General features: G+C 42.0%; 18 protein-coding genes and 1 pseudogene. 3 read left to right on the top strand and 16 right to left on the bottom strand.

Going from position 1 to position 26,706, the window contains the following annotated elements; all coding sequences use genetic code 11:
• Window positions 1-7: 7 nt before the first annotated feature.
• The gene (locus PAENI_RS20430) at window positions 8-985 is read right to left on the bottom strand and encodes a phosphate/phosphite/phosphonate ABC transporter substrate-binding protein (protein WP_149646543.1); all 978 of its coding nucleotides are present in this window, start codon (window positions 983-985) and stop codon (window positions 8-10) included.
• 172 nt (window positions 986-1,157) lie between these two features.
• Between PAENI_RS20430 and PAENI_RS20425 the strand changes: the two are divergent.
• A pseudogene (locus PAENI_RS20425) lies at window positions 1,158-2,739 on the top strand (bifunctional metallophosphatase/5'-nucleotidase).
• Here the strand turns inward: PAENI_RS20425 and PAENI_RS20420 are convergent.
• From PAENI_RS20420 to PAENI_RS20410, 3 genes are all read right to left on the bottom strand, one after another.
• Window positions 2,736-4,505 carry a M3 family oligoendopeptidase gene (locus PAENI_RS20420; RefSeq protein ID WP_149646542.1) on the bottom strand — a complete coding sequence of 590 codons (1,770 nt, stop codon included), beginning with the start codon at window positions 4,503-4,505 and terminating at the stop codon, window positions 2,736-2,738. The pseudogene PAENI_RS20425 and the gene PAENI_RS20420 overlap by 4 nt on opposite strands.
• 386 nt (window positions 4,506-4,891) lie before the next feature.
• Complete coding sequence (locus PAENI_RS20415; RefSeq protein WP_149646541.1) at window positions 4,892-6,103, bottom strand: MFS transporter; 1,212 nt, start codon at window positions 6,101-6,103, stop codon at window positions 4,892-4,894.
• Between the two features lie 11 nt (window positions 6,104-6,114).
• Complete coding sequence (locus tag PAENI_RS20410) at window positions 6,115-6,567, bottom strand: MarR family winged helix-turn-helix transcriptional regulator (protein WP_042185346.1); 453 nt, start codon at window positions 6,565-6,567, stop codon at window positions 6,115-6,117.
• Window positions 6,568-6,847: 280 nt separating this feature from the next.
• Here PAENI_RS20410 and PAENI_RS20405 point away from each other — a divergent pair, with 280 nt between their 5' ends.
• Complete coding sequence (locus tag PAENI_RS20405; protein WP_042124617.1) at window positions 6,848-7,387, top strand: NADPH-dependent FMN reductase; 540 nt, start codon at window positions 6,848-6,850, stop codon at window positions 7,385-7,387.
• Between the two features lie 198 nt (window positions 7,388-7,585).
• Here the strand turns inward: PAENI_RS20405 and PAENI_RS20400 are convergent, their stop codons facing one another.
• The 11 genes from PAENI_RS20400 to PAENI_RS20350 form a co-directional block, all read right to left on the bottom strand.
• Window positions 7,586-8,554 carry an alpha/beta hydrolase gene (locus tag PAENI_RS20400; RefSeq protein WP_149646540.1) on the bottom strand — a complete coding sequence of 323 codons (969 nt, stop codon included), beginning with the start codon at window positions 8,552-8,554 and terminating at the stop codon, window positions 7,586-7,588.
• Window positions 8,555-8,594: 40 nt separating this feature from the next.
• On the bottom strand, window positions 8,595-9,647 hold the full coding sequence (locus PAENI_RS20395) for an LLM class flavin-dependent oxidoreductase (protein WP_042185341.1): 1,053 nt from the start codon (window positions 9,645-9,647) through the stop codon (window positions 8,595-8,597).
• Between the two features lie 69 nt (window positions 9,648-9,716).
• On the bottom strand, window positions 9,717-10,586 hold the full coding sequence (locus tag PAENI_RS20390) for an NAD(P)-dependent oxidoreductase (protein WP_149646539.1): 870 nt from the start codon (window positions 10,584-10,586) through the stop codon (window positions 9,717-9,719).
• 69 nt (window positions 10,587-10,655) lie between these two features.
• Window positions 10,656-11,231 (bottom strand): TetR/AcrR family transcriptional regulator, encoded by a 576-nt coding sequence (locus tag PAENI_RS20385; RefSeq protein WP_149646538.1) that lies wholly within the window; start codon window positions 11,229-11,231, stop codon window positions 10,656-10,658.
• Between the two features lie 165 nt (window positions 11,232-11,396).
• Window positions 11,397-12,002 (bottom strand): flavin reductase family protein, encoded by a 606-nt coding sequence (locus PAENI_RS20380; protein WP_149646537.1) that lies wholly within the window; start codon window positions 12,000-12,002, stop codon window positions 11,397-11,399.
• Window positions 12,003-12,019: 17 nt separating this feature from the next.
• Window positions 12,020-12,997: a ring-cleaving dioxygenase gene (locus PAENI_RS20375; protein WP_149646536.1), complete on the bottom strand. Its 978-nt coding sequence runs from the start codon at window positions 12,995-12,997 to the stop codon at window positions 12,020-12,022.
• A gap of 294 nt (window positions 12,998-13,291) precedes the next feature.
• On the bottom strand, window positions 13,292-17,689 hold the full coding sequence (locus PAENI_RS20370) for a chitobiase/beta-hexosaminidase C-terminal domain-containing protein (protein WP_188114633.1): 4,398 nt from the start codon (window positions 17,687-17,689) through the stop codon (window positions 13,292-13,294).
• Between the two features lie 191 nt (window positions 17,690-17,880).
• A complete protein-coding gene (locus PAENI_RS20365) occupies window positions 17,881-20,076 on the bottom strand; it encodes an alpha-galactosidase (RefSeq protein ID WP_149646534.1) in 2,196 nt (731 codons plus the stop codon).
• Between the two features lie 10 nt (window positions 20,077-20,086).
• The gene (locus PAENI_RS20360; RefSeq protein WP_149646533.1) at window positions 20,087-20,893 is read right to left on the bottom strand and encodes a carbohydrate ABC transporter permease; all 807 of its coding nucleotides are present in this window, start codon (window positions 20,891-20,893) and stop codon (window positions 20,087-20,089) included.
• 1 nt (window position 20,894) lies between these two features.
• Complete coding sequence (locus PAENI_RS20355) at window positions 20,895-21,734, bottom strand: carbohydrate ABC transporter permease (protein ID WP_149646616.1); 840 nt, start codon at window positions 21,732-21,734, stop codon at window positions 20,895-20,897.
• Between the two features lie 132 nt (window positions 21,735-21,866).
• Entirely contained in the window at window positions 21,867-23,153 is a 1,287-nt protein-coding gene (locus PAENI_RS20350; protein ID WP_188114632.1) for an ABC transporter substrate-binding protein, read from the bottom strand.
• A gap of 193 nt (window positions 23,154-23,346) precedes the next feature.
• Between PAENI_RS20350 and PAENI_RS20345 the strand changes: the two genes are divergently transcribed.
• Window positions 23,347-25,143: a cache domain-containing sensor histidine kinase gene (locus tag PAENI_RS20345; RefSeq protein ID WP_149646531.1), complete on the top strand. Its 1,797-nt coding sequence runs from the start codon at window positions 23,347-23,349 to the stop codon at window positions 25,141-25,143.
• On the opposite strand, the gene PAENI_RS20340 is transcribed toward PAENI_RS20345, so the two are convergent.
• On the bottom strand, window positions 25,070-26,584 hold the full coding sequence (locus tag PAENI_RS20340; protein WP_188114631.1) for a response regulator: 1,515 nt from the start codon (window positions 26,582-26,584) through the stop codon (window positions 25,070-25,072). The two genes, PAENI_RS20345 and PAENI_RS20340, sit on opposite strands and share 74 nt — an antisense overlap.
• Between the last annotated feature and the right edge of the window lie 122 nt (window positions 26,585-26,706).

Below are 26,706 nucleotides of genomic sequence, written 5' to 3'. Positions count from 1 at the left end.
GCCTGAACTACTCTGTTTTTACTTTATTGTTGTATTCACGAACAATGTCAAAGTTGCTATCTTGTGACTTCACATAACCTTCATGCGAGTAAATATCTTTGATAATATCATGTCCTTCTTTGTCAGCAGCGATATCAATAAACGCCTGCTGAATCTTCTCAATCCATTCCTTATTCATATCCGAACGGACCGAAATCGTGTCGTTAGGGATTTTATCAGTAAAGGCGAGAACACGAGTATCTTCAAATACTTTCGGATAATCCTTAACGACTATATTACGAGCATCCTGGAAAATAGCTGCGGCATCTACATCACCGTTCAGTACAGCAAGTACGCCTTGGTCATGTCCCTTAACCGTGATAGCTTGTACATCCTTCAACGGATCAAGTCCTGCATCCATTAGTGTTGCAGCCGGCCATACAAAACCTGCTGAGGATGTAACGTTTTGATAAGCGATTTTTTTGCCTTTCAAATCGGCAACGGATTGGATCGCAGAATCTTTCTTAACGATAATCATAGATTTATAGAAGTCAGCCAATTCATCTGTCGGAGCACCCGTTTCATCATTTACACCAAAACGTTGAGCTTGAAGAATAACTTCAGCAGCTCCTTTTTCTTTTGCCAATACGTAAGCTGTTGGAGGAAGGAAACCTAAATCTACTTTTTTGGAAGCCATAGCTTCGATAACAGTGTTGTAATCAGTAGAGACACTTACTTCTACAGGAATACCGAGTTTATCACCCAGTAATTTTTCAAGAGGTTTCGCCTTAGCTTCGAGCGTATCCGCATTTTGGGAAGGGACAAATTGTACTGTGAGCTTCTCTGGAACATAACCCTCTGCTACAGGAGCTGCCGTTTCCTTCGGTGCATTTGCTCCATCCGTCGATCCTTGGTTTGCAGTATTGGTAGTATTGTTAGCACCACAACCACTAAGCAAAGTAATAGACATCATTAGCGGCAATACGAATTTACTTATTTTTCTCAAACGAAAGACCTCCACTGTTCTCTTTTTTTTAGTACTTCTAGACTATAAATATTTTGTATTAAATCTAAGGCCTCTAACTATTAAATATATGTAAAATTTATTTTAATCTCTTAAAATTTCCAAATTATCTGATAGAATGAGGTCTGAACTTATTATCCGTAGGAGGCTACCCATGAATAAAGACAACACCTTAACCTGCGAAATCCTCATAACAAGTGATCTACATGGGCATTTAGGGCCCATTGATTACCGCACGGGTGAGAAACGACAAAAAGGCTTAGCAACCATTGCTAGCCTTATTAAACAAGAAAGATCCCATTGTCCAGAGCTAATACTTCTCGATAACGGTGATCTTATTCAAGGTACACCGCTAGCTTATTATGCAGCCACACAGTACAGTGACGAACTAAATCCAGGCATAGCTGCATTGAATGAATTGAAATATGACGCTGCAATTATTGGTAACCATGAATTTAATTTTGGTAAGCCACTGCTTAATAAAGCCATTCAGGATTCAAAATTCCCTTGGTTATCTGCTGGAATTATAGATCGCGCGACATGTAAACCTGCATTTGGTAGACCCTATATCATCAAATGGATAGACAAAAAAAATCAAAGTAGCCATTCTAGGAGTTACCACACATTACATTCCCCACTGGGAGAATCCTGTCCATATAGAAGGACTTCAATTCAAGGATTCGTTAGAGACTGTAAAGCTTTGGTGTGCCACTATTAGAGAAGAAGAACAGCCCGACTTACTCGTTGTAGCTTATCATGGCGGGTTCGAGCGCGACCTCCTTAGTGGTGAACCTGTAGAGAGACTAACTGGAGAGAATCAAGCCTATGCAATGTGCACAGAGGTTGAAGGCTTAGATGTATTAATTACCGGACATCAGCATCGCTTCATAGCTAGTGAGCTAAATGGTGTGACGATCATACAGCCTGGTTGTAATGGACATTCCCTCGGTAAGATTTCAGTAGTCTTTCAAAAAGAAAACGAACGTTGGAAGATTAAGAGTAAACAAGCCGAACTCCTTGCTGTAGACGACAAGACCACTGTAGATGATACAATTCTAGAGCTTAGCAGCACGCTTGAATCAGAAACAGAAGCCTGGTTGGATGAGAGAATAGGTACAGTTATCGGTGACCTTTCTATTTCTAGTGCAGATGAATGCCGATTGGCTGACCATCCCTTTATAGAATTCATGAATAAGGTACAAATGGAGGCTACAGGTGTAGAGATCTCGACAGCAGCTTTACTCAGCAACGATTGCAAGGGCTTCAGTAACACCATTACCCGGAGAGATATTCTTTCCAACTTCATTTATCCTAACACGCTAACTGTGCTAAGACTGACCGGACAAGATATAAAAGAGGCACTGGAACAAACCGCCAACTATTTTCAAAAGGATCTAGAGGGAAATGTAATTGTTAACCCTGCTTATGTAGAACCTAAATCGCAACATTACAATTATGATATGTGGGAAGGCATCCACTACGAGTTTCATATCAATAATCCTGTAGGCAAAAGAGTCCTCCATCTGCTGCATCGTGGGCAGCCTGTAGAGGACTCTAAGGAATATGATGTTGTTATGAACAACTATAGAGCAAGCGGCGGTGGAGATTATGAGATGTATAAGGGCAAGCCGATTGTCAAAGAAGTACTGATCGACATGTCTGAAATTGTCACGAATTACATTGAAAAACGCGGCCAAATTGAAGCTACCTGTGATCACAACTGGAGAGTTGTTTAGGTCGTACTGATGAATGCCTCAATATCGGTTTCAATCAGCATTAAAGCACCTCTCCAAAAATCAATGGAGTGTACATCAATATCCATAAACTTTGCTACATCTGCAATATTATGCTTGCTGGTAGCACTAAGGAACTGACGATACCGGGCGACGAACTCCTCGCCCTTTTTTAAATATTCTGCGTAGAGTCCTTTAGCGAATAACAGTCCGAAAGAATACGGGAAGTTCATAAATTCATAACCAGCCATAAAATATCCGGCCTTGTTCATCCACATGTAAGGATGGATCGTATCAGGATCAATGCTCTCACCGTATGCTTCCACCATACAAGCGATCATCAATTCGTTCAGCTCTTGAACAGGAAGCGGACCCGAGGTTCTTCTCTCATATAATTTAAGCTCAAATAAATAACGGGCATAGAAGTCTACAAGATAATACCCAGCATCGGAAATACTTCTCTCCAATAGAAGCTGCGCTTCCTTCTTGGTCGAACTAGTGAGTAGTGCCTGATTTACGATCGTCTCGCAAAAGATCGAAGCCGTTTCGGCAATCGGTATCGGATAATCTGTGTTCAGCATCGTTTCTTCTCCCAGACAGGAGCTATGATATGCATGGCCGAGCTCATGGGCAAGAATACTAATATCTATAGCATTTCCAGTGAACTGTGTCATGATTCTGCTCTCGCCTATCGGAAAAATATCAATGCAGAGCCCATATCCACCCTTACCCGCTCTAGGTTCTGCATCAATCCATTGCTGATCAAAAGCCTTTTGAGCTAAATTGGCCAATTCCTCGCTAAAGGTTCCGAAGCTAGAGACAATTGTTTTTTGAGCATCTTCGTAAGAGATTTTTACACTTTCTTCGCCAATCGGTGCAAAAATATCGTAAAAAGGCAGCTTTGTGGAATGTCCCAGCAGTTCGGCTTTCTTTTGATAATAGGTATGAAAAGCTGGCAAACTCTCCTGAAGAGCGGCGAGCATTGCCGATAAAGTTTCACTGTCCATTCGCGATGCCACTAACACCTTTTCCAGAGAAGATTGATATCCACGCATGCCATAAATCGTTAGCGCCTCACCACTTATTCCATTCATGCAAGCTGCACAAACCCCAGCAATACGACTGCAAGCTTCAGCCTCGGCTTCATAAGCCGCTTTTCTTAATGTAGCGTTATTCTCATAGGCCATACTCCTTAGTTCCGCAAGCGTTACTTTCTTAGTTTCCCCATGTACTACCACATCTGCAAGTGTACTCGATACGCTCTCCATGTAGAGCCTTCCCCACGCTTTGGAACCCGTGCTCTGCATTCTGGCAATCGCAACTTCCACTTCCTCATTTAACACATAACGGGATTGCAGAAGAAGCTCCTTTAAATAAAATTGATGTTTCAGAAGATAAGTTGAGCTAACGATAAGCTCATCTATGTGTCCACAAGTGCTAATCCATCGTTTAAAACCCGCAACTACCCCAGCAATCTCTGAGCTCAAATGTTCAATATCATCAGCAAGATTCATGGCTTCCTCAGAACTGCTGTCTGCGCTAAGCGTTAACTCTGCATAGGCTAATAAACATACATATACGCTTTTATAATCGTTGTAGAGTCTTAGAAAGTCCTCGATCGCTGCGACGGAAACACCCTCAAGCTTTAGATTGCCCTCAGCCCAGGCTTTTAAATCTATAATAAGTTGACCGAGTAGCTCACGATCGCCTTTTAACTTCTCTGACTCAAAGGAAGGATATAAGCTATCCAGATTCCATGTCATATTCATTTGTGAACCTCTCCTCTACTTCTTTGGCCATCCCTGATTTCTTCATTATACCGTCCTTAGTGGATAAAATCTGTATACTACCTATGTTTTCGGGATGGAGCAAGAACATAAAAAAAGGACCCTGCCAACGTATGGCAGGGTCAAGGTCTATATTATAAGGGGGTTATGTGATTACTATAACCCTCTTAGCTTAAAAGAATATGAATAGTAGATAAAGATTGGCTTAATCTACAGATCTCTGTCCTCTTCATCAACAAAAAAAGGACCCTGCCAACGTCCGGCAGGGTCAAGGTCTATATTTAAGGGGGTTATGTGATTACTATAACCCCCTTAGCTTAAAACGATATGAATAGTACCTAAAGATTAGCTTAATCTGAAATCATCCCTTATTGGCTTAAAGCTGAAGGGTTATTTCTGGCCTTAGTAATCTGAATCCCAATATAAATAATTAGAAACAGCACCATGAACCCAGCAGAATAACGATACATCATCCCATAATCGGATGCCGTCGAGATTGCCCCAAGAATAATGGCCCCACTGGCTACCCCTAAATCTGTTGAGTTATAAAACATACTGTTCGCCATGCCATACTGTGCAGGTGTAGATGTCCGAAGCATCCATGCCTGTATAGTTGGCTGAATAGCTCCAAAGCCGAGTCCATAGAGCAATGCGGATATAATGAGCATGGGCATGGATGTTGTATACGAGAGCACCGTTAAGCTCGCGACGACACAAACCGCTGCGGGAATCAGAACAGCAGCGGGTCCTCTTTTATCAAATAGTCTGCCGGAAATAGGTCTAATAATGATGATCGTAATCGCGTTAAATAAGAAGAACAAACCCACTTGCTCTAAATGTACCGCTTCGCCGAACAAAGCGATAAAGCTAAGCAATCCACCATAAGTGATCGCGAGTAAGACATTCAGTATTGCAGGCAATACTAACTTTGTATTAAAAGGAACCTTGAGTGGTTTGGATGGTGCAATGGATCGCTCGATAGGCTGTTTTTTCGGTACAGCTGGAAGCGAACGTGAGAACAATAAGACTGGAAAGGCAAGAAGCAAGGTGAATGTTCCGATCATCGCCAGTGTTCCAAACCCCGATTGCTTCATTACGTTCAAACCAATCATAGGACCAATGGACATTGCAAGACTGGTTGATAAGCCGAAATAGCCGATCCCTTCGCCCATTCTTTTGCTAGGAATAATCTGTGAAACAATCGTGGGAATAATCGTGCTGGCAATCCCGAACCCAATCCCATAGCCTACCCGCATCAGCAATAGTGACCCGATTGAGTCTGCTACCACATAAAGACCGGTTATGGCGGCCGCGATGGCTAAACCAATATATAGTAGTACATTACGGCTAACCCTCCGCATCAGAAAAGCAGTCATAAAACGTGAAGCAATTGCAGTTAGCGCAAATACACTTGTAACCAAGCTGACCATAATATCTCCGGCTTGAAATTCACTTTTAACATAAGACGGAAATGAAGATAGCAGCATCTGTAAATTCATAAATAAAAATAAAGCACTAAACGTTAAAGCAATAAAAGGCTTGGTCCATAGTTTCGTACGTAGTTCTTGTTGTTCTGGCATAACTTACGTTCCTACTCTCCATCATTTATTTGATCAATATGATTGTTTATTCTTAGCAGCAACCCCATGAGCAGCTCATATTCATCACTGGAAATACAGTTCATAATCTCATCTGTGACTTGATCCTCAATAGGAAAGGTCTCCTTAATCAGAGCTCTTCCTTTTTCCGTAATATAAACCTTAAAAGAACGCCGATCATTCTCCCCGGTTCTTTTATAGACCAGCCCTTTTCCCTCCAAGTGATCCAGAATTCGCGTCGTAGTTGGTTTATCCTTACCCGAACGCTTCGCGATATCCTTCTGAATCAGCCCTTCCGTTCTGTCGACTTGAAAAAGCACTGACCATTGCTCAGGTGTTATATCATATTCCTTTAGCCCATTTTGGAATAACGCGCTTAATTTACGATAGGTCGTTCCCATCATAAATCCTAACGTAAGTTCGGATTGGTTATGCTTTGTAGTCATGATCAGACCTCTTCTCATTTCATCTTCTTTTTAATAGTTGCTTAAACAATTATATTCTAGACAACTAAATTTGTAAAGGTGAGACAAAATTATAAACTAACTATTATTAAGTTGCTTGACAAAGTAAACTAAACACGGTATTATTATCTCATGTTAAAGATACTTAACTTAAAGACAACTAGAGCGTAACACGCTTAATATTATTTATTTGAAGGTTGTGTAATTCATGGGATTTCTAGACAAACTATTTGGTAGAACAAAAATCGAGGAGGAACAAACAATGTCAAAATTAAACATCGGTATCATTCTAGGAAGTACTCGTCAAGGTCGTTTAAGCCCACAAGTAGGAGAATGGGTTAAAAAGGTAGCAGATGCACGTGGAGATGCTAATTATGAGATCGTTGATATCGCGGACTTCAAACTTCCACTAATGGGAGAAGTAGATGCTACTGAGCAAGCAACTGCTTGGAATACAAAGCTTGCTACGTTAGACGGTTTCGTATTTATCGTTCAAGAATACAACCACAGTATTTCCGCATCACTGAAAAATGCACTCGATTACGCGCGTGAAGCTTGGAACAACAAAGCAGCGGGTATCGTAAGTTATGGTTCTGTAGGTGGCGCTCGTGCAGCTGAGCATTTACGTGGAATTTTGGGAGAACTGTCTGTAGCAGACGTTCGTGTACATCCAGCCCTGTCCCTGTTCACTGATTTCGAGAACGGTTCTGTGTTCAAACCAGCGGACCTGCACCTTACCAATGTAAACGGCATGCTTGATCAAGTATTGGCTTGGAGCGGTGCGCTCAAGACGCTTCGTTAAGATCACCCGCTTTAATATTATGAAATACACCTCTTAGAATAGACTTTGATAAACCTATGGTTTGTCTGGTCGATTCTAGGGGGTGTATTTTGTGTGTGTGATGAAATGACCACCTTGTATAGAATCTTTTCTCGCATAATCGGCGAGGATTTCAATCTACAACAAGGAGCAATGATCATATGGTTTGTGCTTGCATTATTAACAGCTCTCTCTTGGGGAGGGTGAGTGTTTGGGGTGAAGTGCCCGGGCCATCGCATTCATATAGCTCTGAACGGCGCGCTGACTCACTTCCGCTTCTGGAACGAATATTTCGAAAAGATGAAAACATCCGGGATACAGGTGAAATTCGATATCTACACCTGCTTGTGCAAGTCGTGTTACATATTCGATCGTCTCATCTCGGAAAAGATCAAGCTGACCTACACAAGTATAGGTTGGTGGCAGTCCTGCTAAGTTCTCCGCTCTCGTTGGTACCGCGTAGGAAGATATCCTGCTGGCATCGTTCTCCTCGCCCAGGTACATGTTCCAAGCCGTTAAGTTGTCCGTCCGGTTCCAGATTGCACCTTCTTCCGTAATCTCATGGCTTGATGGCGTAATGTTACGGTTGTCGAGCATCGGGTACAACGGCATCTGAAAGATAATGGAGGGTCCACCTTTGTCTCGTGCCATCAGCGCAAGTGCTGCTGTCAGCCCGCCGCCACCGCTTGCACCAGCAATCGCAACCCGATTCTCATCAATGCCAAGCGATTCCGCCTCCTCCGTCATCCATACTAAGCCAGCATAACAATCTTCGATTGCAGCTGGATAGGGGTGCTCGGGTGCCAGCCTATAATCAACCGACACGACAACACATCTAGCCGTCTGAACAAAGCGTTCACACAACTCATCGTCCATATCAGGATGTCCCAACACGTATCCGCCACCGTGAATCCACAACATAGCTGGAAGCTTGTCAGCATTTCGCCCAGCAGGTTCATAAATTTTTACCAGTATTTCCCCTGCAACACCCGGAATTTTTCGACTGGTTGTGTTTACATGCTCTGACCTCTTCACTGACGGAGCCGACACTAAACTTCTGCTCCACTCTAAATTCTCTTCCAATTGAAACCCTGGAAATTGTGAATATGCCTCTCTTAATTCTGGTAGTATACGTTTATCGATACTCAAGAAAATCCCTCCAATACAATAATGATTGCTTGTATAATCCTTATTCCTTCTCAGCCTCCCACTTGGCAATTTCCTCTCGTACTCGTGGAGCAACCTCCGTTCCGAGCAGTTCTATAGCCCGCAACACAAGTTCATGCGGCATCGTGCTTAGTGGAACATACATCATAAAGCGTGTTATTCCTACATGCTTCCGTAGATGAATGATCTTCTGAGCAACTGTTTCCGGATCTCCAACGTACAATGCACCCTCAAAGCTTCGGGCGGCATCATAGCTGGAGCGGTCATAATACGACCATCCTCGCTCTTTGCCGAGCTTGTTCATGCCGTACTGGGTAGATGGAAAAAAGATATCTGCTGCCCGTTCCGTATCTTCTGCGACGAATCCAATCGAATGAGATCCCACCTGAAGCTGCGATACATCATGTCCAGCGCGGGCCGCCGCCTTCTTGTACAGCTCTACAAGCGGAGCAAAATTCATTGGATTCCCGCCAATGATCGCCAACATCAATGGCAGACCCAAAAGTCCTGCACGAACGGCGGAGCTTTGCGTTCCTCCGCTGCCAATCCATATAGGTAAAGAGTTCTGGACGGGCCGCGGGTACACGCCCAAATTATGAATTGCTGGCCGATGGCCTCCCTTCCATGTTACTTTCTCGGATTCCCGTATTTTCATAAGCAGTTCGATATTTTCATTAAATAGCTCATCATAGTCATGTAAGCCATAACCAAACAACGGAAAGGATTCAACGAATGAACCCCGGCCCGCTATAATCTCGGCTCGTCCATTGGAGATGCCATCAAGCATAGCGAAATCCTGAAACACACGTACAGGATCAGCTGATGAAAGGACCGTCACAGCACTAGTCAGGCGAATCCGTTTAGTTAAGGACGCAGCAGCGGACAACACGATTGCTGGTGAAGAAGCTGCATAATCTTCACGATGATGCTCACCAATACCAAAAACATCAAGTCCCACCTGATCCGCAAGGACGATTTCTTCAACTACTTCTCGTAATCGCTGTGCGTGACTCATCACAATTCCAGTCTCAATATCAGGCTTTGTTTCTACGAACGAAGTAACACCTATTTCCATGATTTATCACACCTCTTTTAATTTTTCTCCTGCACTACGACCAACAGAGATTTGGGGCAACCCTATTTTTTAAGAAGAATGCTCTAGACAACGGATTAAAGCTGTCCAATCCATCTCACCATAACCACGGGCTATTCCTTCAGATAAATGATGATGGATAAGTTGGCCCAAAGGTAGAGGCGCTTGGACGGACTGCGCTGCCTCTATTGCCAGTGCAACATCCTTCAGCCCTAGCTTCATTTTAAAACCAGCTGGTTCAAACCGCTGTTCTGTCATTATCGCCCCATAGTTCTGATATAAGGGAGATTGAAAAAGAGCATTCACCACATCCATAAAACGGGCTGGCTCTATGCCATACTTTTCTACCATCAGCTGCGTTTCTGATAAAGCTTCCAGCATAGAAGCAATTAAAAAGTTTACGCCTATTTTCACAACATTTCCTTCTTCGCTATAATCCCCAATCTCGAATATTTCCTGGCCTAATTGTTCTAAAACAGGAATTATTTGTTGTCTGGCTTGCTCCGGACCTGCCAAAATGATGCGCAATTTAGCTGCTTTAGCGGCGTCCGGACGCCCCAGCACTGTAGCAGACACAAAGTATTGCTTTCTCTCCGCATGCGCCGCGGATAATTTCCGAGCCAGATCTACACTGATCGTACTGGCAGATATGTGAATTCCTTTTTCCGATAATCCATTCAAAATTCCATTCGGACCCTCAACAATCTCCTCCAAAGCGGCATCGTCAGAAAGCATGGTTATGACCATATCACTCTTTTGTGCTGCCTCCAACGGTGTCTCGGCATAATGCGCTCCCTGATCTATTAGGGGTTGCGCTTTTTCACGAGTACGATTAAAAACGATTAATTCATTACCAGCTTTCAACAAATTTTGGGCCATTGGAAAGCCCATTTTCCCAAGCCCGATAAACGATATTTTCATAAGTCTCTTCTCCGCATTAAGGATGATTTACAATAACGGAACGATCGTTCCGGAATAACCAAAAAAAATTTATATTGCTGCAATTACAAAGCTTATCATCTCTTTGGCACGTTGCTGATCTTGATCTGCTTTTGCCATAATATTTATGCTTTGATGTAAATTCAGCAATAAATAAGACCACGCTTTGACATCAGTGGTTTTATCAAGTTCGCCTGATTGTCGGCCTTTTTCCAAAAGCTCACAAAAAGCCTGTTCTAAATTCAAAAAACTAGTCTTTATCAATTCATTTATTTTTTCATCCCGCGACTCTAGTGTTGTAGCTGCATTCGTTACAAAACACCCGCCGGGTAAGCTCGTATCGTACGCTGAAGTAATATGTTGCTCAAAAAATTGTTGAATCCCTGCTCTAACGCTTGACGCCCGTTCAAGAATGACCTGTCTATTGAAGCTAACCTTTTTGTAATGTTCCAGTGCGGCAATGTACAACGTTTGCTTGTCAGAAAAAGTATCGTAAAGACTAGAACGGCTAATGCCCATAACCTGCAGCAAATCCGGTATGCTTGTTGCCTCATAACCCTTTTTCCAAAACAACAGCATCGCTTGATGTAGTGCTTGATCCTCGTTAAACTCTCTTGTCCTTGCCATGAGTAACACCTCCTGTAATGGCAATATAACATATCTGGAACGATCAGTCCAGATAAACTTCGAGAGAAAACCTTACGGTTTGCTTGGCATAGCTGATGAACTATAATTAGCCCACAAAAAGACCTGTTCGGTAGGCTTCATCGCTTACGAACAGGTCTTAGTTTATTATTCCGGTCTCTCAATTTCAAAAATCTCACCAATCGTAGCGTAATTAGCTCCCGCTAAACGACTTACTGCATTTAAGGCTCTAGGGTCAATCCGCCCCTCCTGATAAATCGATTCATCGATATGAAACTGAACAATTTCGCCGATGAACAAATCACTCCCAGGTTCTTCTGCTCCTAGAGGTATCGCTTGTACAAGCTTACATTCCATTCGAACCTTTGCTTCCAATACACCAGGTACAGCTATATTTTTACTTGGGACCGGTGTAAGATTGGCAAGTTCAATTTCACTTTCTGCTCTTGGCAATGAGGCAGCCGTTTGATTGATTTTTCCAACATTCTCATCATCTACAATATGCACAACAAACTGATGATTGTTATAGATATTACGGGCTGTATCTTTTAATCGTCCCGCTGGTCTTTGAATAGACAGTGAAACCATCGGAGGATTAGACGAGACGATATTAAAATAGCTAAACGGCGCACCATTCAAAATGCCATCTTCTGATTGTGTAGTGACAAAAGCAATGGGCCTAGGAATAACAGTACCAATTAATAACTTATAATTTTCCCGCTCACTACTTTGCTTCGGATCAATCGAAATCAATCTCCCCAGCTCCTTCTTCACTCTTTCACGAAATCGATCGTGCTTCTAACGGTATCAATAGGGCGTACTAACTTCTCAATTTGCTCACGTTTAGGTTCTAAGAATGGTGGCAATGAAAGCTTTTCTCCAACCGTTTCGTATTCCTCGTCTCCCATAAATCCAGGTCCATCTGTTGCAAGCTCAAACAGGATTTGTGGAGCAACACGTGTATACAGCGACTCGAAGAAATGACGATCCACATAACCTGAAGTACGGAATCCAAAGTCTTCAAAATGCTTAGTCCACTCATCCAGCATCGCACGGTCCTCTACTCGGAAAGCAGCATGGTGAACCGTACCAAAACCTTGGCGTGAATTCGGTAAATCCTCATTATGCTCTACAATAATTTGCGCACCGTTTCCGCCTTCGCCGACTTCAAACAAATGATAAGCACCCTCCTGAGCGATTTCTTTAAACAGCATGACTCTTTCCAACATTTCTTTAAAATAGCTGAAGTCAGCTATGCGTACAAAGATCGGTCCCAAACCAGTGATCGCAAACTCTAAAGGAATCGGTCCTTTTTGCCATGGTGTACCTGATGCGACCCCTTCATTAAATTCATCAGAGATAAGTTGATATTGTTGATCATCAAAATCTACGAAGGATAAAGTCTTTTTGCCGAATTGCTCTTTAATTCCATTATGCTTCACATTAAGGCGATCAAAACGTTTTACCCAGTAGTCTAATGCAGCATCTGTTGGTACCCGGAAGGATGTCTTGGCAATCTCATTGGTTCCGTGTACGCCTTTAGGAATGTTAGGAAAGTCAAAGAACGTCATATCCGTTCCGGCACTGCCCTTATCATCTGCAAAAAACAAGTGATACGTTTGGATATCGTCTTGATTGACGGTTTTCTTCACTAGACGCATTCCCAATACGTAAGTGAAGAACTCGTAGTTTTTCTCTGCGCTGCTTGTGATAGCTGTTACGTGGTGAATCCCTTTTAAATTTCTCATGATTATACACTCCTAAAGTTTAGTTTGATTTCGTACTATAATTCCCTAGATCAAGAAAGATTAATTGAATTATCTTAATGTTAAGATATCAGTGAAAAATTTTTGTTCGATATTTGAACGTTATACTATTACTGCCTTCACGCTTATATCTTTACATTAAATATCTTTAACTTAAGATAAATTTAACACAACTTCGCTATTTATGTCAACCAAACAGACCAAAATAAATCCCTCCACAATTCAATCCTGGAGGGATGATCCGTTTGAAGTCTATTTTGTCTCTCTCTAATTCTGCTATTTATTTACCAAATTATAAATCGCTTGAGCGGCTTCCGCACGTGTGGAAATGCCTTTTGGTTCAAATATCCCGTCGGAGCGTCCTGTAATCAACAGTAAGCTTCCTGCCCCCTTTACATATTGTTCAGCCCACGGCGAAACTTTAGAATCATCCTTGAATGAGAAGTCAGGGTTTATCGCTGTCTTACCGTTTATGATTTCGTATGCCCGCATCAACATCGTAACCATTTCTTCACGTGTAATTTGAGCGTTTGGAGCAAAAATCGTGTCACTCTTTCCTGTCACAATACCTGCTTGGACGGCGATAGAAATGGATTCGGTATACCAATCGTTCAACATCACATCAGCAAAACTGATTTTCAATTCGCTTGTTTGCTTATGTTTAAACGCTCGAACCAGCATTGTCGTAAATTCAGCACGGGTTACCTTACGTTCTGGCTCAAACACTTTTTCGTTCGTTCCACTTAAGATCTGCTTCGACGCCAATTCTTGAATGACATTAGCAGCCCAATGACTAGCCGGCACATCAGTGAATGTTTTCGTTACTTCTAGAACAGCATATTTACTGAGATGGTTAATCTGCGCAACCCATTCGCCATCCATATATTCCCCACCAATATAATCGAGTACTCCACTATCGGAGATATAGTAGATACCCACCAATTTGGAATTTTGATATGGATCCTCTTTTAAGCGAATAGTGATTGGTTTATTGAATGTAGTAACGCGAGTTTCCTCCCCGTCTTTCATGATCGACAAGCTAATATTAAACACTTCACCTAACAACTTAACCCGTTGGGAATAATCCCCATTAACTAGGAGTTTATCAGCCTCGGCTTCCGGCAATGGGTTGATCGTAAATTTGATACTGCTGTCCTTCAGGTTATCGTTAGAAATACTGTTGACCAATTGTTGAACCCATTCGCTCGAAAGATCTAGCGTTAATCTATTGGTCTGGATCGTTAACTGATTTTGACCGAGTAGCTGAGCTGTATTAGCAGGTATTACAATATACTTTTGATCATCGGTAGCTGAAATCGTTACCTTTCCGTTTGCTGCTAATTTCGCAAGATCTTCACTCCTCACAACTAGCGTATCCGGTCGAGTGGTCTCCGGTTTAGGATTGCTTGGACCTGGATCTTCAGGAGTACTAGTGGTCTTGGCTGGCACAATAACTACTATGCTTGTTGTACTTGCTTTGGTATCATCGGACGCTCTCGTAACTTCCAATACAAGATCTACGACCGTCTCTTCGCTAGGTGGCACGATTGTCCCGTCAAGTGCAATTACATTAGTCGAACTTGATGTCTTAATTGCAATAGTATACCCTGCCGGTACAACTGGCAGCGTTAATTTCGTAGCATCTTTTGCTGGTGCCGCGATCGTTGTAAGGGTCGCTGCGATTTCAGCCGCTGTCGGTGAAACTTCAGCTTTACGCGGTATGAGCTGAGCGTCAGCCCAATCAGCATGGTCGCTGTTCGTTGGATTATTCACTGGCGTGCCTGCATCATTCACAAATAACGTGAGCTCATATATACCTGTTACATCCACTTCTATAGGAATGCCTGGTGCAGGGCCGTTTATGGTATCTAAAGTTGGACTTTTATAAAGTGATAATCCATCCCCTAAAACTTCAAACCACATCGTGCTTGGTGAGCCTTTGGTGTTCTTCACATCGTCTATACCAATAACAGCCTTAAATGTCCCATAGGCACCGCCTATGTTATATACAATGGTTGAAGTGGCGTGAGTTCCGATTCCTTTTTCAAAAGTTTCTCCATTAATTTTAATTGGTGTTTTGTTGTTGTTAATCGCTCGATCCTTAAGCGGTGGATGACCTGCCCAGCCACTTGTTGCGCTTACCCAGTCCAAGTCAGAAATATACACAGATTTAGTGGCTGTTTCAGGGAGTGAGTCCATGATGATATATACAAAAGATACGATCTCGCTGTTCGTATACCCATCCTTTACAGCAATAGCCTTTAACGAAGTCGATCTGGATAGATCGATTGCACCTGTATACAGGGTACTCTCCTTCGTAGGCATATCGCCGTTTGTTGTATAGTATATTGAAGCGCCTTCCGTTCCAGATTCAAGGCTAACCTGGATACCCTTATCGTAACGTCCTGATGCCTTGCTTGCTGTAGGGATAGTAGTCTTTGGCAAAACAATTGCATAGTTAAAAGTCTCTACCGGACTATCTACCCAGTCCTTCTTATAAGCTATCGTTTTTATTGTAGTTGTTTCTAAAATCTTAATAGGCCCATTATATTTCAAGCTGCTTTTGGTCGGAGTCTTACCATCAGTCGTGTAATAGATGTCTGAATCTGCAGTGGTTGTGCTTAACTCGAGCGAAAATGGTGCACTATACGTGCCAGGCTCCACATTAGAAGTTGGCTTTTCAACAGTCATTGCATCAATAGTATAGTTATAAGAAATCACATCGCTGTCCAAAATCGTTTCGCTAGCTGCAAACAACTTTAATTCAGTAGTTTTTTGAATGATAAACGGACCCGTATAGAGGTTTGAGTCTCTTGTCGGTCTTGTTCCATCCAATGTGTAATAGATTTTCGCATCAGTTGTAGCAGTCTCTAAAGCAACGGTAATTGTTGTATGATAAGTACCTGTTTGTTTATCACTAGAAGGGGCTACTGTCTTCTCATCCACTGTGCCGGATGCAACTGCCTCTGCAATCACTGTTGAGCCTACTTCAACCGTTGTCGTAACATAGCTTACTTTAACGCCATTTACTGTTTTATGCAGAGCCTTCTGGTCAACTCCATCAAGATTAATCGTTGGATATTCGCCATAAAAACGCGCTTCCCATGTGATGGGGAGTTCTCCTGAAGTATTCTGGAGCTCCGTTTTGGTATTGCCAGCATGAGCTACACTAATTTCGTTGTCTCCAAGCTTGAGGGCATTCACCTTTACGTCTGGAACTTCTCTGGACAACCTTGGAGCAGTCACAATAACATGCTGCGGCGCGTTAGGTTCAACCCCCATCAGCCCTTCAATGATGTTGCCGATAATCGTGTAAGAAATCTCCGGATATTCTCCATTTGTCAACGTACCCGAGTTATATAACTCATGTCTATTCTCCCTCGTTTCCATGAGGAATTTTAGCCATTTCCAACCTTCATCCACTCTATTATATGGATAGAACGTATCTGGCAAATAGGAATATGCTTCAATATTCGCAGGCGAATTTGGCTTGTCCAGCTTGGCTTTGGAGTTCTTATCTACATAAATCAATCCATCACCAATTTCACTCGAAATATAATCCAGGTATTGACTATTTCTTTGGCCTGGGTCGGTGATAAGTTTCATGGGCATGAACCAGCTGTTCTCTTTGCCGAAATCGTTGTATTTTGTTACCCCGTCAATATTCAACGCTCTAACATAGTTTCCTATTGTGTCACCGTCCTTGACGCTCCATTCCTTGTTAAAATAATCTTTCAATTCTTTCGCTTTGCTAAAGAAAGTAGTAGCTTCAGCATTCAAACCTTTTGCCAGTAACATATTTGCATACGCTAGTGTTGCTTGATATTGCGATCCTATTGCATCCCCAGCTTCGATAATAGGTTCGTCACTTCTTTCGTTATAGCTTACTGCTCCTGAGAAAATACCTCCGCCAGTACCTTCAGCAACGCCATTGCCGTTTGAATCATGTGCCTTAATAAAATCAGTCATAACCTTCGTATAGAAATCCCACATATATGGATCATTAATATACTCGTCATTTCCTGTCCAAAGGTATTGCTTGTATGCTTTTTCGACTAACTCAAACTGGGCCGGTACCTCCCGTACGAAGTTGTTATCGTTCTTCCAGTCAATCGTATAATTAGAGCCATCAAAGTTAAACGCCCAAAGGGTGTACCACTTTCTGGCCTCGGTCATCCCTTTGGCAAATGTATGAAACATACTAAAGTTCTCTTGATCAAGTCCAATCATATGCGCCCCTGCAGACTGGTGAACAAAGTCTCTACTATAAAACGCAGTACGATGCTTATATCCCGCCCAATAAGATGGGATATAGGTAAAAGGGCCGGCTTGACCGCCACCATTATTCACGTTATTCGGTCCGGATTTACCCGTTTGTACAAACCCAAGCGCCTGGCCAACTGCCCATGTGAAGGTATCCTCCAACAGCCTATTTGAAGATTGCAGCGTTATGGGCTTGACCTCGTCTGATAGGGTATACACGGCTTTAGCTACAGTATTTGGATGGTCTATCACATCTTCATAGACCGTTTCAGCTACCGTGCTCGGGTTTACGATCAAATTCCTGGATTGCGCATGGGCCTTTGTGACAGGCCAAAATCCTGCAGGAAACAACGATCCGATCATGCAGAACAACAAAATCACACTTACCATCCTTTTATTCATTTTAGACATGTAATTTCTCCTTTTATATATTTGATAACGCTTACAACGAAATATTATCATGGTCATAATTTGATTTATATGTATCAGTTCTACTGTCGAAGCGTTCATTTCTCCTGTCTACCTCTCCACCCAGACAAAAAATAGAGCTATCTTTAGCTCACAACGTTTCGCCATGAGAGAAGATAGCCCTATTCTATATTCTATGCGTTCGTTACACGCCGGAAATGCCAGCTCACACTTTGAAAATCACCTAACGTGATTGGGATTTGTACACCTGCATGCATTAATGTGTCTCCATGTAATTCCATACCTGTCGTTTGTTCCACATATACATCCGTCGGATTTAAGCCTCTCAGTTTCAGACGACGTAGCGGTTCCGCTGGCTCAGCCAAGACCTTAATCCAGAAGACTAATGCTTCCTCTTGACCTTCAGACACAAACATCCAAGCTGTCTCATTGCCTTCAAATGGACTGCTTAAGCGATAAAAATCCCCGTTAAACGTTAAATATCTGACATCCTTACATTGCTTAATCTGCTCCTGAACAAGCCTCTTCTCCACTTCTGTCATCTTCTCCAAATCCAGCTCATAACCAAAATTACCAGACAACGCGACATCTCCACGTGTACTCAGCGGCGTATTTCGATGTACCTGATGATTGGGTACAGCAGTGACATGGGCTCCCATCGAGCTTATAGGGTAGACTATGCTAGTGCCATATTGGATCTTTAAACGTTCAATTGCATCTGAGTTATCACTCGTCCACGTTTGCGGCATGTAATACAGCATGCCTGGATCAAATCGTCCTCCACCGCCTGAGCAGCTCTCGAAAAGAATATGCGGAAAGCGTTCTGTGATCGTCTCCAAAACATGATACAAACCCAACATATATCGATGAGCGGTCTCCCGCTGGCGCTCTGGGGATAGAGAGAGCGAGCCAATCTCTGTCATATTTCGATTCATATCCCACTTCACATAGCTAATAGGTGCAGAAGATAACACCTCACTTAAATTGTTTATCAAGGCATTACACACCTCTTGTCGAGATAGATCCAACATAAGCTGGAACCTGCCCTCAGTTCTACGACGATTAGGAATATGTAGACACCAATCGGGATGAGCTTGATACAACTCACTTTGAGCAGAGACCATTTCTGGCTCCAGCCAAAGTCCGAATTTCAACTTTCGATCATTAAGCTCCTTTGCTAATCCAGCGAGTCCATTCGGTAATTTACGGCGATTCTCGAACCAATCCCCAAGGGAAGTGCGGTCATTATCTCGTCCTCCAAACCAACCATCATCCAGTACAAACAATTCAATTCCCATGTTCTGGGCTTCATCTGCCAGGCTTATAATCTTCTTTTCATTGAAATCAAAATAGGTCGCTTCCCAGTTGTTCACAAGAATAGGGCGAGCTTGATCGCGATATAACCCACGACTCAACCGCGTACGATACAGCTTATGATACTGTCGTGACATCCCGCCTAATCCTTGACTCGAATAGACCATCACCACTTCCGGTGTTTGAAATGACTCACCCGGTTCAAGAAGCCAATTAAAATCAAATGGATTGATGCCCATACTAACTCTAGTCGTCTGATGCTGATCCACTTCTACGGAAGCTAAAAAGTTCCCGCTGTAAACGAAGCTAAACCCGTAAGCATCTCCATGGTCTTCTGTCGTGCTTGGCTGAACCAAAGCTATAAACGGGTTGTGCTGATGACTGCTTGATCCACGACGGCTTTCAACGGATTGAATACCCGGTGCAAGTGAATTACGATATAACCAGCGTTCCTTCGCCCATGCTCCTGACAACTGAATCCATTCTAAGGATTGATAATGAAAATCCACACTCGCACTCAAAGCACGGAGTAATTTAATCTCCTGTTCACCACGATTCACATAACGAACTGATCTTATGATGGCTCCGAAACTCTCATAAATGGTATAGCTCAAACATACTTCCATCTGAGAAACCGGATCAAGAAGCATGATTTCCAGCGTAGTTGCTTCCTCATCAGACTCAACGTAAGTTGCTGGGAGTCCTTCTAACCTCGGCTTTCCAGAAACGATACGATGAGATTGATAGAGTAGCTCCGCTGCGGTTGATCCGTCCATGAAGGACATCTGGTACGCCGGTTGCCGATAGTCCGATGTACCGTAGCCTGGATATTCTTGTGCAACCACATCAAGCGAGAAATAGGGCTCTTCTTTATCCGTCATCGGGGAGAAAGGTCTTTCTACAATGGGTAGGAACTGTGTTAGATCTCCGTCCGATACACTTTGTCCCCAATACAAGTGAATTAAATAGCCACGTGAATCAGCTTGAAATATATAACTAGTCTTTTTGGATCGCAGATGAAAAATACGTTTATTTTCGTCATACACAATGCTCATACGATTTCACCTAACCTTTAACAGCACCATCCGCTAGACCACGGATGAAGTATTTTTGTAAGAATAAATAAAGAATTGTAACAGGTAACATCCCGATTACACATCCCGCAGCTACCCAGCTAATTTGGTTCTGGAACTGTGAGATAAACTGAGATAGTGCAACTGGTATCGTCTGTACTGAAACTTTTTGCAAAAAGAAGATAGAGAATTGATAGTCATTCCACACATTAAGTCCCGTAAGAATAATAACCGTTGCTGTTATTGGTTTCAGAAGCGGTAGAATAATGCGAAAGAAAATCATAAATTTGCTACAACCATCAATGGAACCCGCCTCATCCAATTCTCTCGGAACCGAACTAATAAATCCAGTAAATAAGAAAATCGTCAATGGTAGCTGAAATGTCACTTGCGTCAGAATTATAGCCCAGTAAGTATTAATTCCGCCCAATTCAACGATCATCGAATACAGAGGGACGAGAATCGTCAATGCAGGAACGATCATACAAGAGATACATAGTAAATAAATGAACTGATTCCACTTCGTTTGAAAACGTGATAATGGATAGGAAGCAAATGCACCAACCATTACAATTAAGACCACTGAGCATCCTGTAATAATGACGTTATTCATAAGCGCCTGACTCAAATGAGCCTGATCCCAAGCCTTCATAAAATTCTCCATGGTCATATCCGTTGGAAATATCCACTTTGAGCTTGTATCCTCTGTTGGCTTGAGTGCCATCCCCAGTAAGATGTAGAACGGAATTAAGTGAATGACTCCTATTAAAGTTAGAACACTATATTTTAAAGTTCGCATGTTATAACTTCACCTCTTTTCGCTTCAAGAGGATCAATGAGGTAATACTGACAGCCGCAATAAATAAGAACATAACATTACCTAAAGCCGCTGCATAACCTGCATCTTGTCTGGCAAAGTATAAATTATACATCATCGTGGACAAGGAAGAAGAAGCATACCCTGGTCCCCCGTTTGTCATCGCTACGATTACATCAAACAGCTTCAAACCACCAATGATGTTCAAGACAACGTTAATCGTTATCGCTGGCATTAACAGCGGAAGTGTGACGTTTTTGAATTGCGACCACCAGTTTGCCCCGTCAATAGAAGCGGCCTCATAGTAATCTTTCGGAATAGACTGTAATCCAGCCACGAAGATAGTCATGGCAACACCCATGAACTGGAATGTGTTTACAAAGGTAATTATCCCAACTGCCCGTGGTCCGTTTGCTAGCCAGTCGACTGGCTGTGCACCAAATATTGCTAAGAGATCATTGACGGCTCCCCCATCAAATTGGAAGAAGAAATACCAGATGTAACCCATAATTAACGAACTGATAATAACCGGTAAATAAACGATGGTTCTTATGAGTCCTTTTGCTCGTAATTGCTGATCTAAAAATAAGGCATAAGCAAGACCCAGGATATTCTGAAATATAGTACTACCAAATCCATAGACTACCGTATTAATCATCGTTGTCCATGTATTCTTATCTGTTAACATATAGATGTATTTCTCAAAACCTACATAGCTGTACTGCTGGGAGTAGCCATCCCAATTTGTAAAGGAAATACGAATCCCTTCAATGAATGGATAAAAAATAAATACGGCAAAAAACAGTAACGCTGGGATGTACATGACATTTAGTATTGTCGAGGAACCCCACACTTTCCGTTTCACTTACACCATCCCTCTCTCCTCGAACTTTAAAATAAACACCCAGGACCTTATTCCAGCTCTCCTGGGTGTCTTCAAATTTACTTTTTCTCTTTATTTGGTTGCACTGAGACGATCGAATTCTTTCTTCATGTTCTCGGAGTATTCTCTTGCATTAATACCACCTGCAAGGATATCCTGCCCGTTCTTACAGAGCACATCCCACATACCGTTTGGTAAATAGACACGATCAAAGAAAGGTAACACTGGGGTTTCTGCGTATTGTTCATAATAAGCTGTTAGATCACCTGCATCGATTTTCACATTCCCTAATCCAGGTGGTAGTTGGTTTGACTTTGCAACAGCTGAAATATTCTCAGCTTGTGCATAGTAAGCAACGAATTTCTTTGCAGCTTCGATATTTTTGGAATCTTTCCATACGCCCCAAGTTGTCTTCTCTCCCCCAGCAAACGTTGGGACATCCCCAGCTTGGATTGAAGGAATTGGCATAAGACCTGCATTTAGGTTGGCGTTAATTTTCTTTGCCTCTTCAATAAAATAAGGTCCATAGAAGCCAAATACCGCCTTTCCTTCCGCGAATGCCTTAGCAGAATCACTGTATTTAGCAGTTAATACGTCTTTGTTTAAATATCCTTTATCTTGCATATCTTTGAACATTTGCGGTAGCTGATCGAAATTCATCCAATCAAATGTACCATCGAGCAGAGCTTGTCCTGAATTCTGTTCTGCACTAATCAACAGTGGTGTTGCCATAAAATCAAACCACTGTCCGATAGGCCATGCATCTGCGCCGCCAATGTGAATTGCAGCTACTTCCCCGTTACTCTTTGTCTTTATAACTTCCGCTGCCGCCAAAAACTCATCATAAGTCTTAGGAACTTCTAATCCATATTCTTTCAAGAGATCAATGTTATACACCGGACCCGATTTATCCTGATCCATCGGAAGCACATAAAGTTTACCTGAATCGTCCGTTACGCTTGGTTTAATAGATGCATCCAAATCCGCTGCCCATGTTTCTCCCGAAAGGTCAGCCAAATATTCACCATAGCGATTCTTCGACCATCCATGCGTAGCGAATACATCTGGCATATCCTTGGAAGCCATTTTAACCTTCATCATGTTCTCGTAATCTTTCCCCGGTGCACTAAAATCCACTTTAATATTAGGATTGTCTTTCATAAATTGCTCTGCAATCGTTTGAAGCACCGTTGCTTGCTCACCCACGACATTTGTCGAAACCGTTAGGGTGACTTTTTTCTCCGATTTACCCTCTGATGAATTTGAAGAACTGTCTCCTGCATCCTTGGATCCACAAGCCGTTAGCGATGTAGCTAATGCCAGTACAAGACATGACATTGACAACCATTTTTTTCTCATCTTTTCGTTCCCCCTATGGTTAATAAGAATTATTTTATATACTAAATGTATCATTGGTGTAGCCGCTTACATATGTACTAAAACTACGATCGCTCCGACGATATCTACACACCCTATCCGAATGAGAAATACTACGTTATGATGACATTTCAATGCATAAACTTCACTACACAGTAAAGGTGGCTCTTATATCTTGAAGCAACATTTATATACTTTGAGGTTTAAGTTAATGATTCTTTTTGCCATAACTATTATGATTCCCGTTCTACTCATTGGTTTTGTCATCCCCTATTACTACCAGACCATGATAACGGAGGAAAAACAAGTTCTAACAGAAGGAACCCTGAAAGCAATGGCTCGTAATATTGAAACTTATTTGGATGATTTGGAACGAATAACCTTGATGCCCTTCTGGAATGAAGATGTTATGAACGCATTGAAGTTTAAAGCTACCAAGCAATATGATACGGCAAACGACTATATAAAGCTTCTTACCGATCGCGCACTAAATGAAACGCTTCCTCTAATGCTACAAAATACGAGAAAAGACATATTAGGCACCCTACTCATCCCAACTGACGGGACAGTATATGTTAACGATACAAAAGAATTTGCGAGACCCATTTCTGATTTTTCTTATCAGCAACAAGACTGGTATAAACAAGCTTTTGCTGCGGATGGGAATGTAGCATTCATAAGTGCACACAAACGTGATTATTTAATGTTTGCTGAAGAAAAGCAAGTATTCTCCGTTGCTAGACTCATTAAAGATCCGGATTCCAAGCGTGCCCTAGCTGTAATTATGGCAGATGCAGATACAAATATATTGAACACGATCGTAAGCGATATCTCTTTTGATGTTAGTTCAATCGTTGTTATTCAAGATAATAATAGTCAGTTGCTCTATTCCAGTGAACCCATCTCAACAGCTGCACTAAATGGTATTGGAGATTCTCAAGAGTTTGTAGATGTCAAAGGGAAAGACTATGCCAAAGTTACTGAGAGCATCGCTCAAGCCGAATGGAAAATAACAGTACTTCTCTCGGCGGAAGAAACCGCCTCCAAAGTAAGATGGTTGTATACAGTAGCCTTTCTATTCTTAGGGATAGGGCTTCTCGTCACCTTTGTATTGTTCCTATATCTGTCACGTAATATCGTAAATCCGTTTAAACAAATGATTCTAGTCATGCGAAAAGTACGGCAGGGAAACTTAGAAGCTAGATTCAACACAAAAGGCCGAGATGAGATAGCTCTCCTCGGCGAAGCGTTGAATCAGATGATTATACAATTAAATGAAATGATCAACCGGGAATTCCGCACCGATTTAGCGAAACGAAATGCTGAGTATCGCGCACTACAATCGCAGATTCAACCTCATTTCCTCTATAATATTTTAAATGGATGGATTGGACTGAATCGTGCAGGTGAACGCGCCGTGCTAGAAAAAGCCATACTCGCCTTAAGCGGCATGCTTCGGTATTCCCTTGAGTATAATGATTGGTCCAGTATTGAAGAGGAATTTCTGTTCCTACAACGATATGGTGAACTTCAGCAATTACGATTCGATGATCGTTTAAGCATCCAAATGTCTTACGATCCTGAGTTGAGATCATTCCGACTTCCGAAGCTTCTGCTTCAACCATTATTAGAAAACACCATTATTCACGGGTGTGAACCAGCAAATCATGAATGTACTGTCATCATCTCTGCTTCTACAACCCATGAGAATGGAATAGCTTGCATACAGATCAGCATCTCGGATAATGGTATTGGGTTTATATCCGATAAGCAGTCACCTTCTATAACGAACGGTGTAGGTTTACAGAATGTACGTGAACGCTTGCTTCTTGCCTATGGCAAAGATAACGCACGTTTTGATATTCAAAGTACTGTCGGTGTAGGGACAACATCTACGATTACAATTTCCTTAATGCCGACCTCTGATGCATTTCAGACGGATAACAATCAAAGTGATCCAGAAACAACTTAGTAAAATGACGTGTGCTATAGTAGCCGACTTGCTCGGCTACTTCTTGCACTTTTAGACCAGGGTTTCTCAACAGCAGTTCCTTCGCTTTGACCATTCGAATATGCGTGAGATACTTTGTAAAGGTTTCACCCATTTTTTTATGAAATAATGAGCTTAAGTAATTCGGAGTGACATCCATATCCATAGCAATTTGCCCAATTCCAATATCTTTCATATAATTCAAATTCACATAATGTAATACTCTTTGAACAAGATCCCCCTGCGTTAATTCAACTTGCGATTCTTCAGCCAAACGATTCTCTTGAACACTTTGGAGTACCTTCATACATTGATCTATTGGCATCGTAAATTCCAGTTTGCTTCCTAAAGAAATGTTCAATGATTCAAGGAGATGCTCCAAAGCCTTAGGATCCTCATGAGCTAGAGATTTCATCAACGGCTCTAAATGCTTCAATTCATTCGTATATTGAAAAAAGTCCTTCATGCTCGCAAGCTTACACAGTCTATCAACTCGCGTACTAAGATCTCTATAGTAAGGTTTATCCGTAATTATCCGTACTTCCTCTTCCAACCGTAGTCTTCTGGAAGGTAAGACACGGAGTAATGGTTGCAGCCCCTGAAGTACCAGCAATCTATGTTCAAGATCAAATAACTCCATAAAGCTCTCAGACTGGATTCCCGATATTATACAAAGGTTTGTCTCAAAGTCCTTCATTAATTGATTCAGCACGACATTCAGCTGTGGCGAATAATCTTTCATTCGCTGTTCTACATCTTTATGCCATCCTATAATCTGAGCTATACTCCCGTTTGGAAACGTAAAGAAGGAAATTACATGTTCTAACTTAGAGAACGGTACTTGTCTGGCAAACGTTTCTTTGAGCGTTCGAATCCATTGTAAGCGAAGCTTTGCCTTTTCTTGTTCAGAGATAGGACTGTCTATTGAAAACAAAGTTATAGAAAACAGATAATCTTGTATTGGGGATTTCAGACTGATCTCTTCTATGGTTCGGGTTTGATGCAACAATGAATTGATAGCGGTTTCAAAAAGATTAGATATTTGCTTGGCTTTTGCTTCATGCTCCCTAGTAACCTTGTCCATAATATGCTTTAAATCATCTGGTCCAAGCGGTTTCAATAAATAGTCTACTACTCGAAGTCGTAAAGCCTCCCGAGCATATTCGAAATCCGAGAAACCTGTAAGGACAACCCACTGTGTATGAGGCGATAATCGGCTTCCTTGATCCATCGCTTCTAGTCCGTTCAATCCAGGCATTCGAATATCCACAAAGACGAGCTCAGGATGATACTCATCCACTAATCTTACTAACTCAATTCCGTTCTTTGCTTCAACAATCTGAATGTTTAAGGAAGTTTCCTCAATCATACTACGAAGCGCCAATCTAATTAATCGCTCATCATCAGCTATGATAACTTTCATCAGAGATACCTCCATTGCTATTTCAATCTATGATGTGGACAACCGTCATATGAATAATACCAAGAGTTAGGTTAAACAACAATTCACTCCTGCATGATCCTGAGCAAGTTTTCCGATTGGTT

Origin of the sequence: Paenibacillus sp. B2(2019) (assembly GCF_008370385.1) — a bacterium.
Classification (GTDB): domain Bacteria; phylum Bacillota; class Bacilli; order Paenibacillales; family Paenibacillaceae; genus Paenibacillus_AQ.
The sequence above is the reverse complement of the archived record's forward strand: the minus strand, read 5'-3'. Positions and strand labels throughout refer to the sequence as shown.

Bases quoted from the DNA above. Each gene is read 5' to 3' on its own strand.
- PAENI_RS20420 (WP_149646542.1), bottom strand. From the start codon at position 4,505: ATGAATATGACATGGAATCTGGATAGCTTATATCCTTCCTTTGAGTCA.
- PAENI_RS20415 (WP_149646541.1), bottom strand. From the start codon at position 6,103: ATGCCAGAACAACAAGAACTACGTACGAAACTATGGACCAAGCCTTTT.
- PAENI_RS20410 (WP_042185346.1), bottom strand. From the start codon at position 6,567: ATGACTACAAAGCATAACCAATCCGAACTTACGTTAGGATTTATGATG.
- PAENI_RS20405 (WP_042124617.1), top strand. From the start codon at position 6,848: ATGTCAAAATTAAACATCGGTATCATTCTAGGAAGTACTCGTCAAGGT.
- PAENI_RS20395 (WP_042185341.1), bottom strand. From the start codon at position 9,647: ATGGAAATAGGTGTTACTTCGTTCGTAGAAACAAAGCCTGATATTGAG.
- PAENI_RS20390 (WP_149646539.1), bottom strand. From the start codon at position 10,586: ATGAAAATATCGTTTATCGGGCTTGGGAAAATGGGCTTTCCAATGGCC.
- PAENI_RS20385 (WP_149646538.1), bottom strand. From the start codon at position 11,231: ATGGCAAGGACAAGAGAGTTTAACGAGGATCAAGCACTACATCAAGCG.
- PAENI_RS20375 (WP_149646536.1), bottom strand. From the start codon at position 12,997: ATGAGAAATTTAAAAGGGATTCACCACGTAACAGCTATCACAAGCAGC.
- PAENI_RS20370 (WP_188114633.1), bottom strand. From the start codon at position 17,689: ATGTCTAAAATGAATAAAAGGATGGTAAGTGTGATTTTGTTGTTCTGC.
- PAENI_RS20365 (WP_149646534.1), bottom strand. From the start codon at position 20,076: ATGAGCATTGTGTATGACGAAAATAAACGTATTTTTCATCTGCGATCC.
- PAENI_RS20360 (WP_149646533.1), bottom strand. From the start codon at position 20,893: ATGCGAACTTTAAAATATAGTGTTCTAACTTTAATAGGAGTCATTCAC.
- PAENI_RS20355 (WP_149646616.1), bottom strand. From the start codon at position 21,734: ATGTACATCCCAGCGTTACTGTTTTTTGCCGTATTTATTTTTTATCCA.
- PAENI_RS20350 (WP_188114632.1), bottom strand. From the start codon at position 23,153: ATGAGAAAAAAATGGTTGTCAATGTCATGTCTTGTACTGGCATTAGCT.
- PAENI_RS20340 (WP_188114631.1), bottom strand. From the start codon at position 26,584: ATGAAAGTTATCATAGCTGATGATGAGCGATTAATTAGATTGGCGCTT.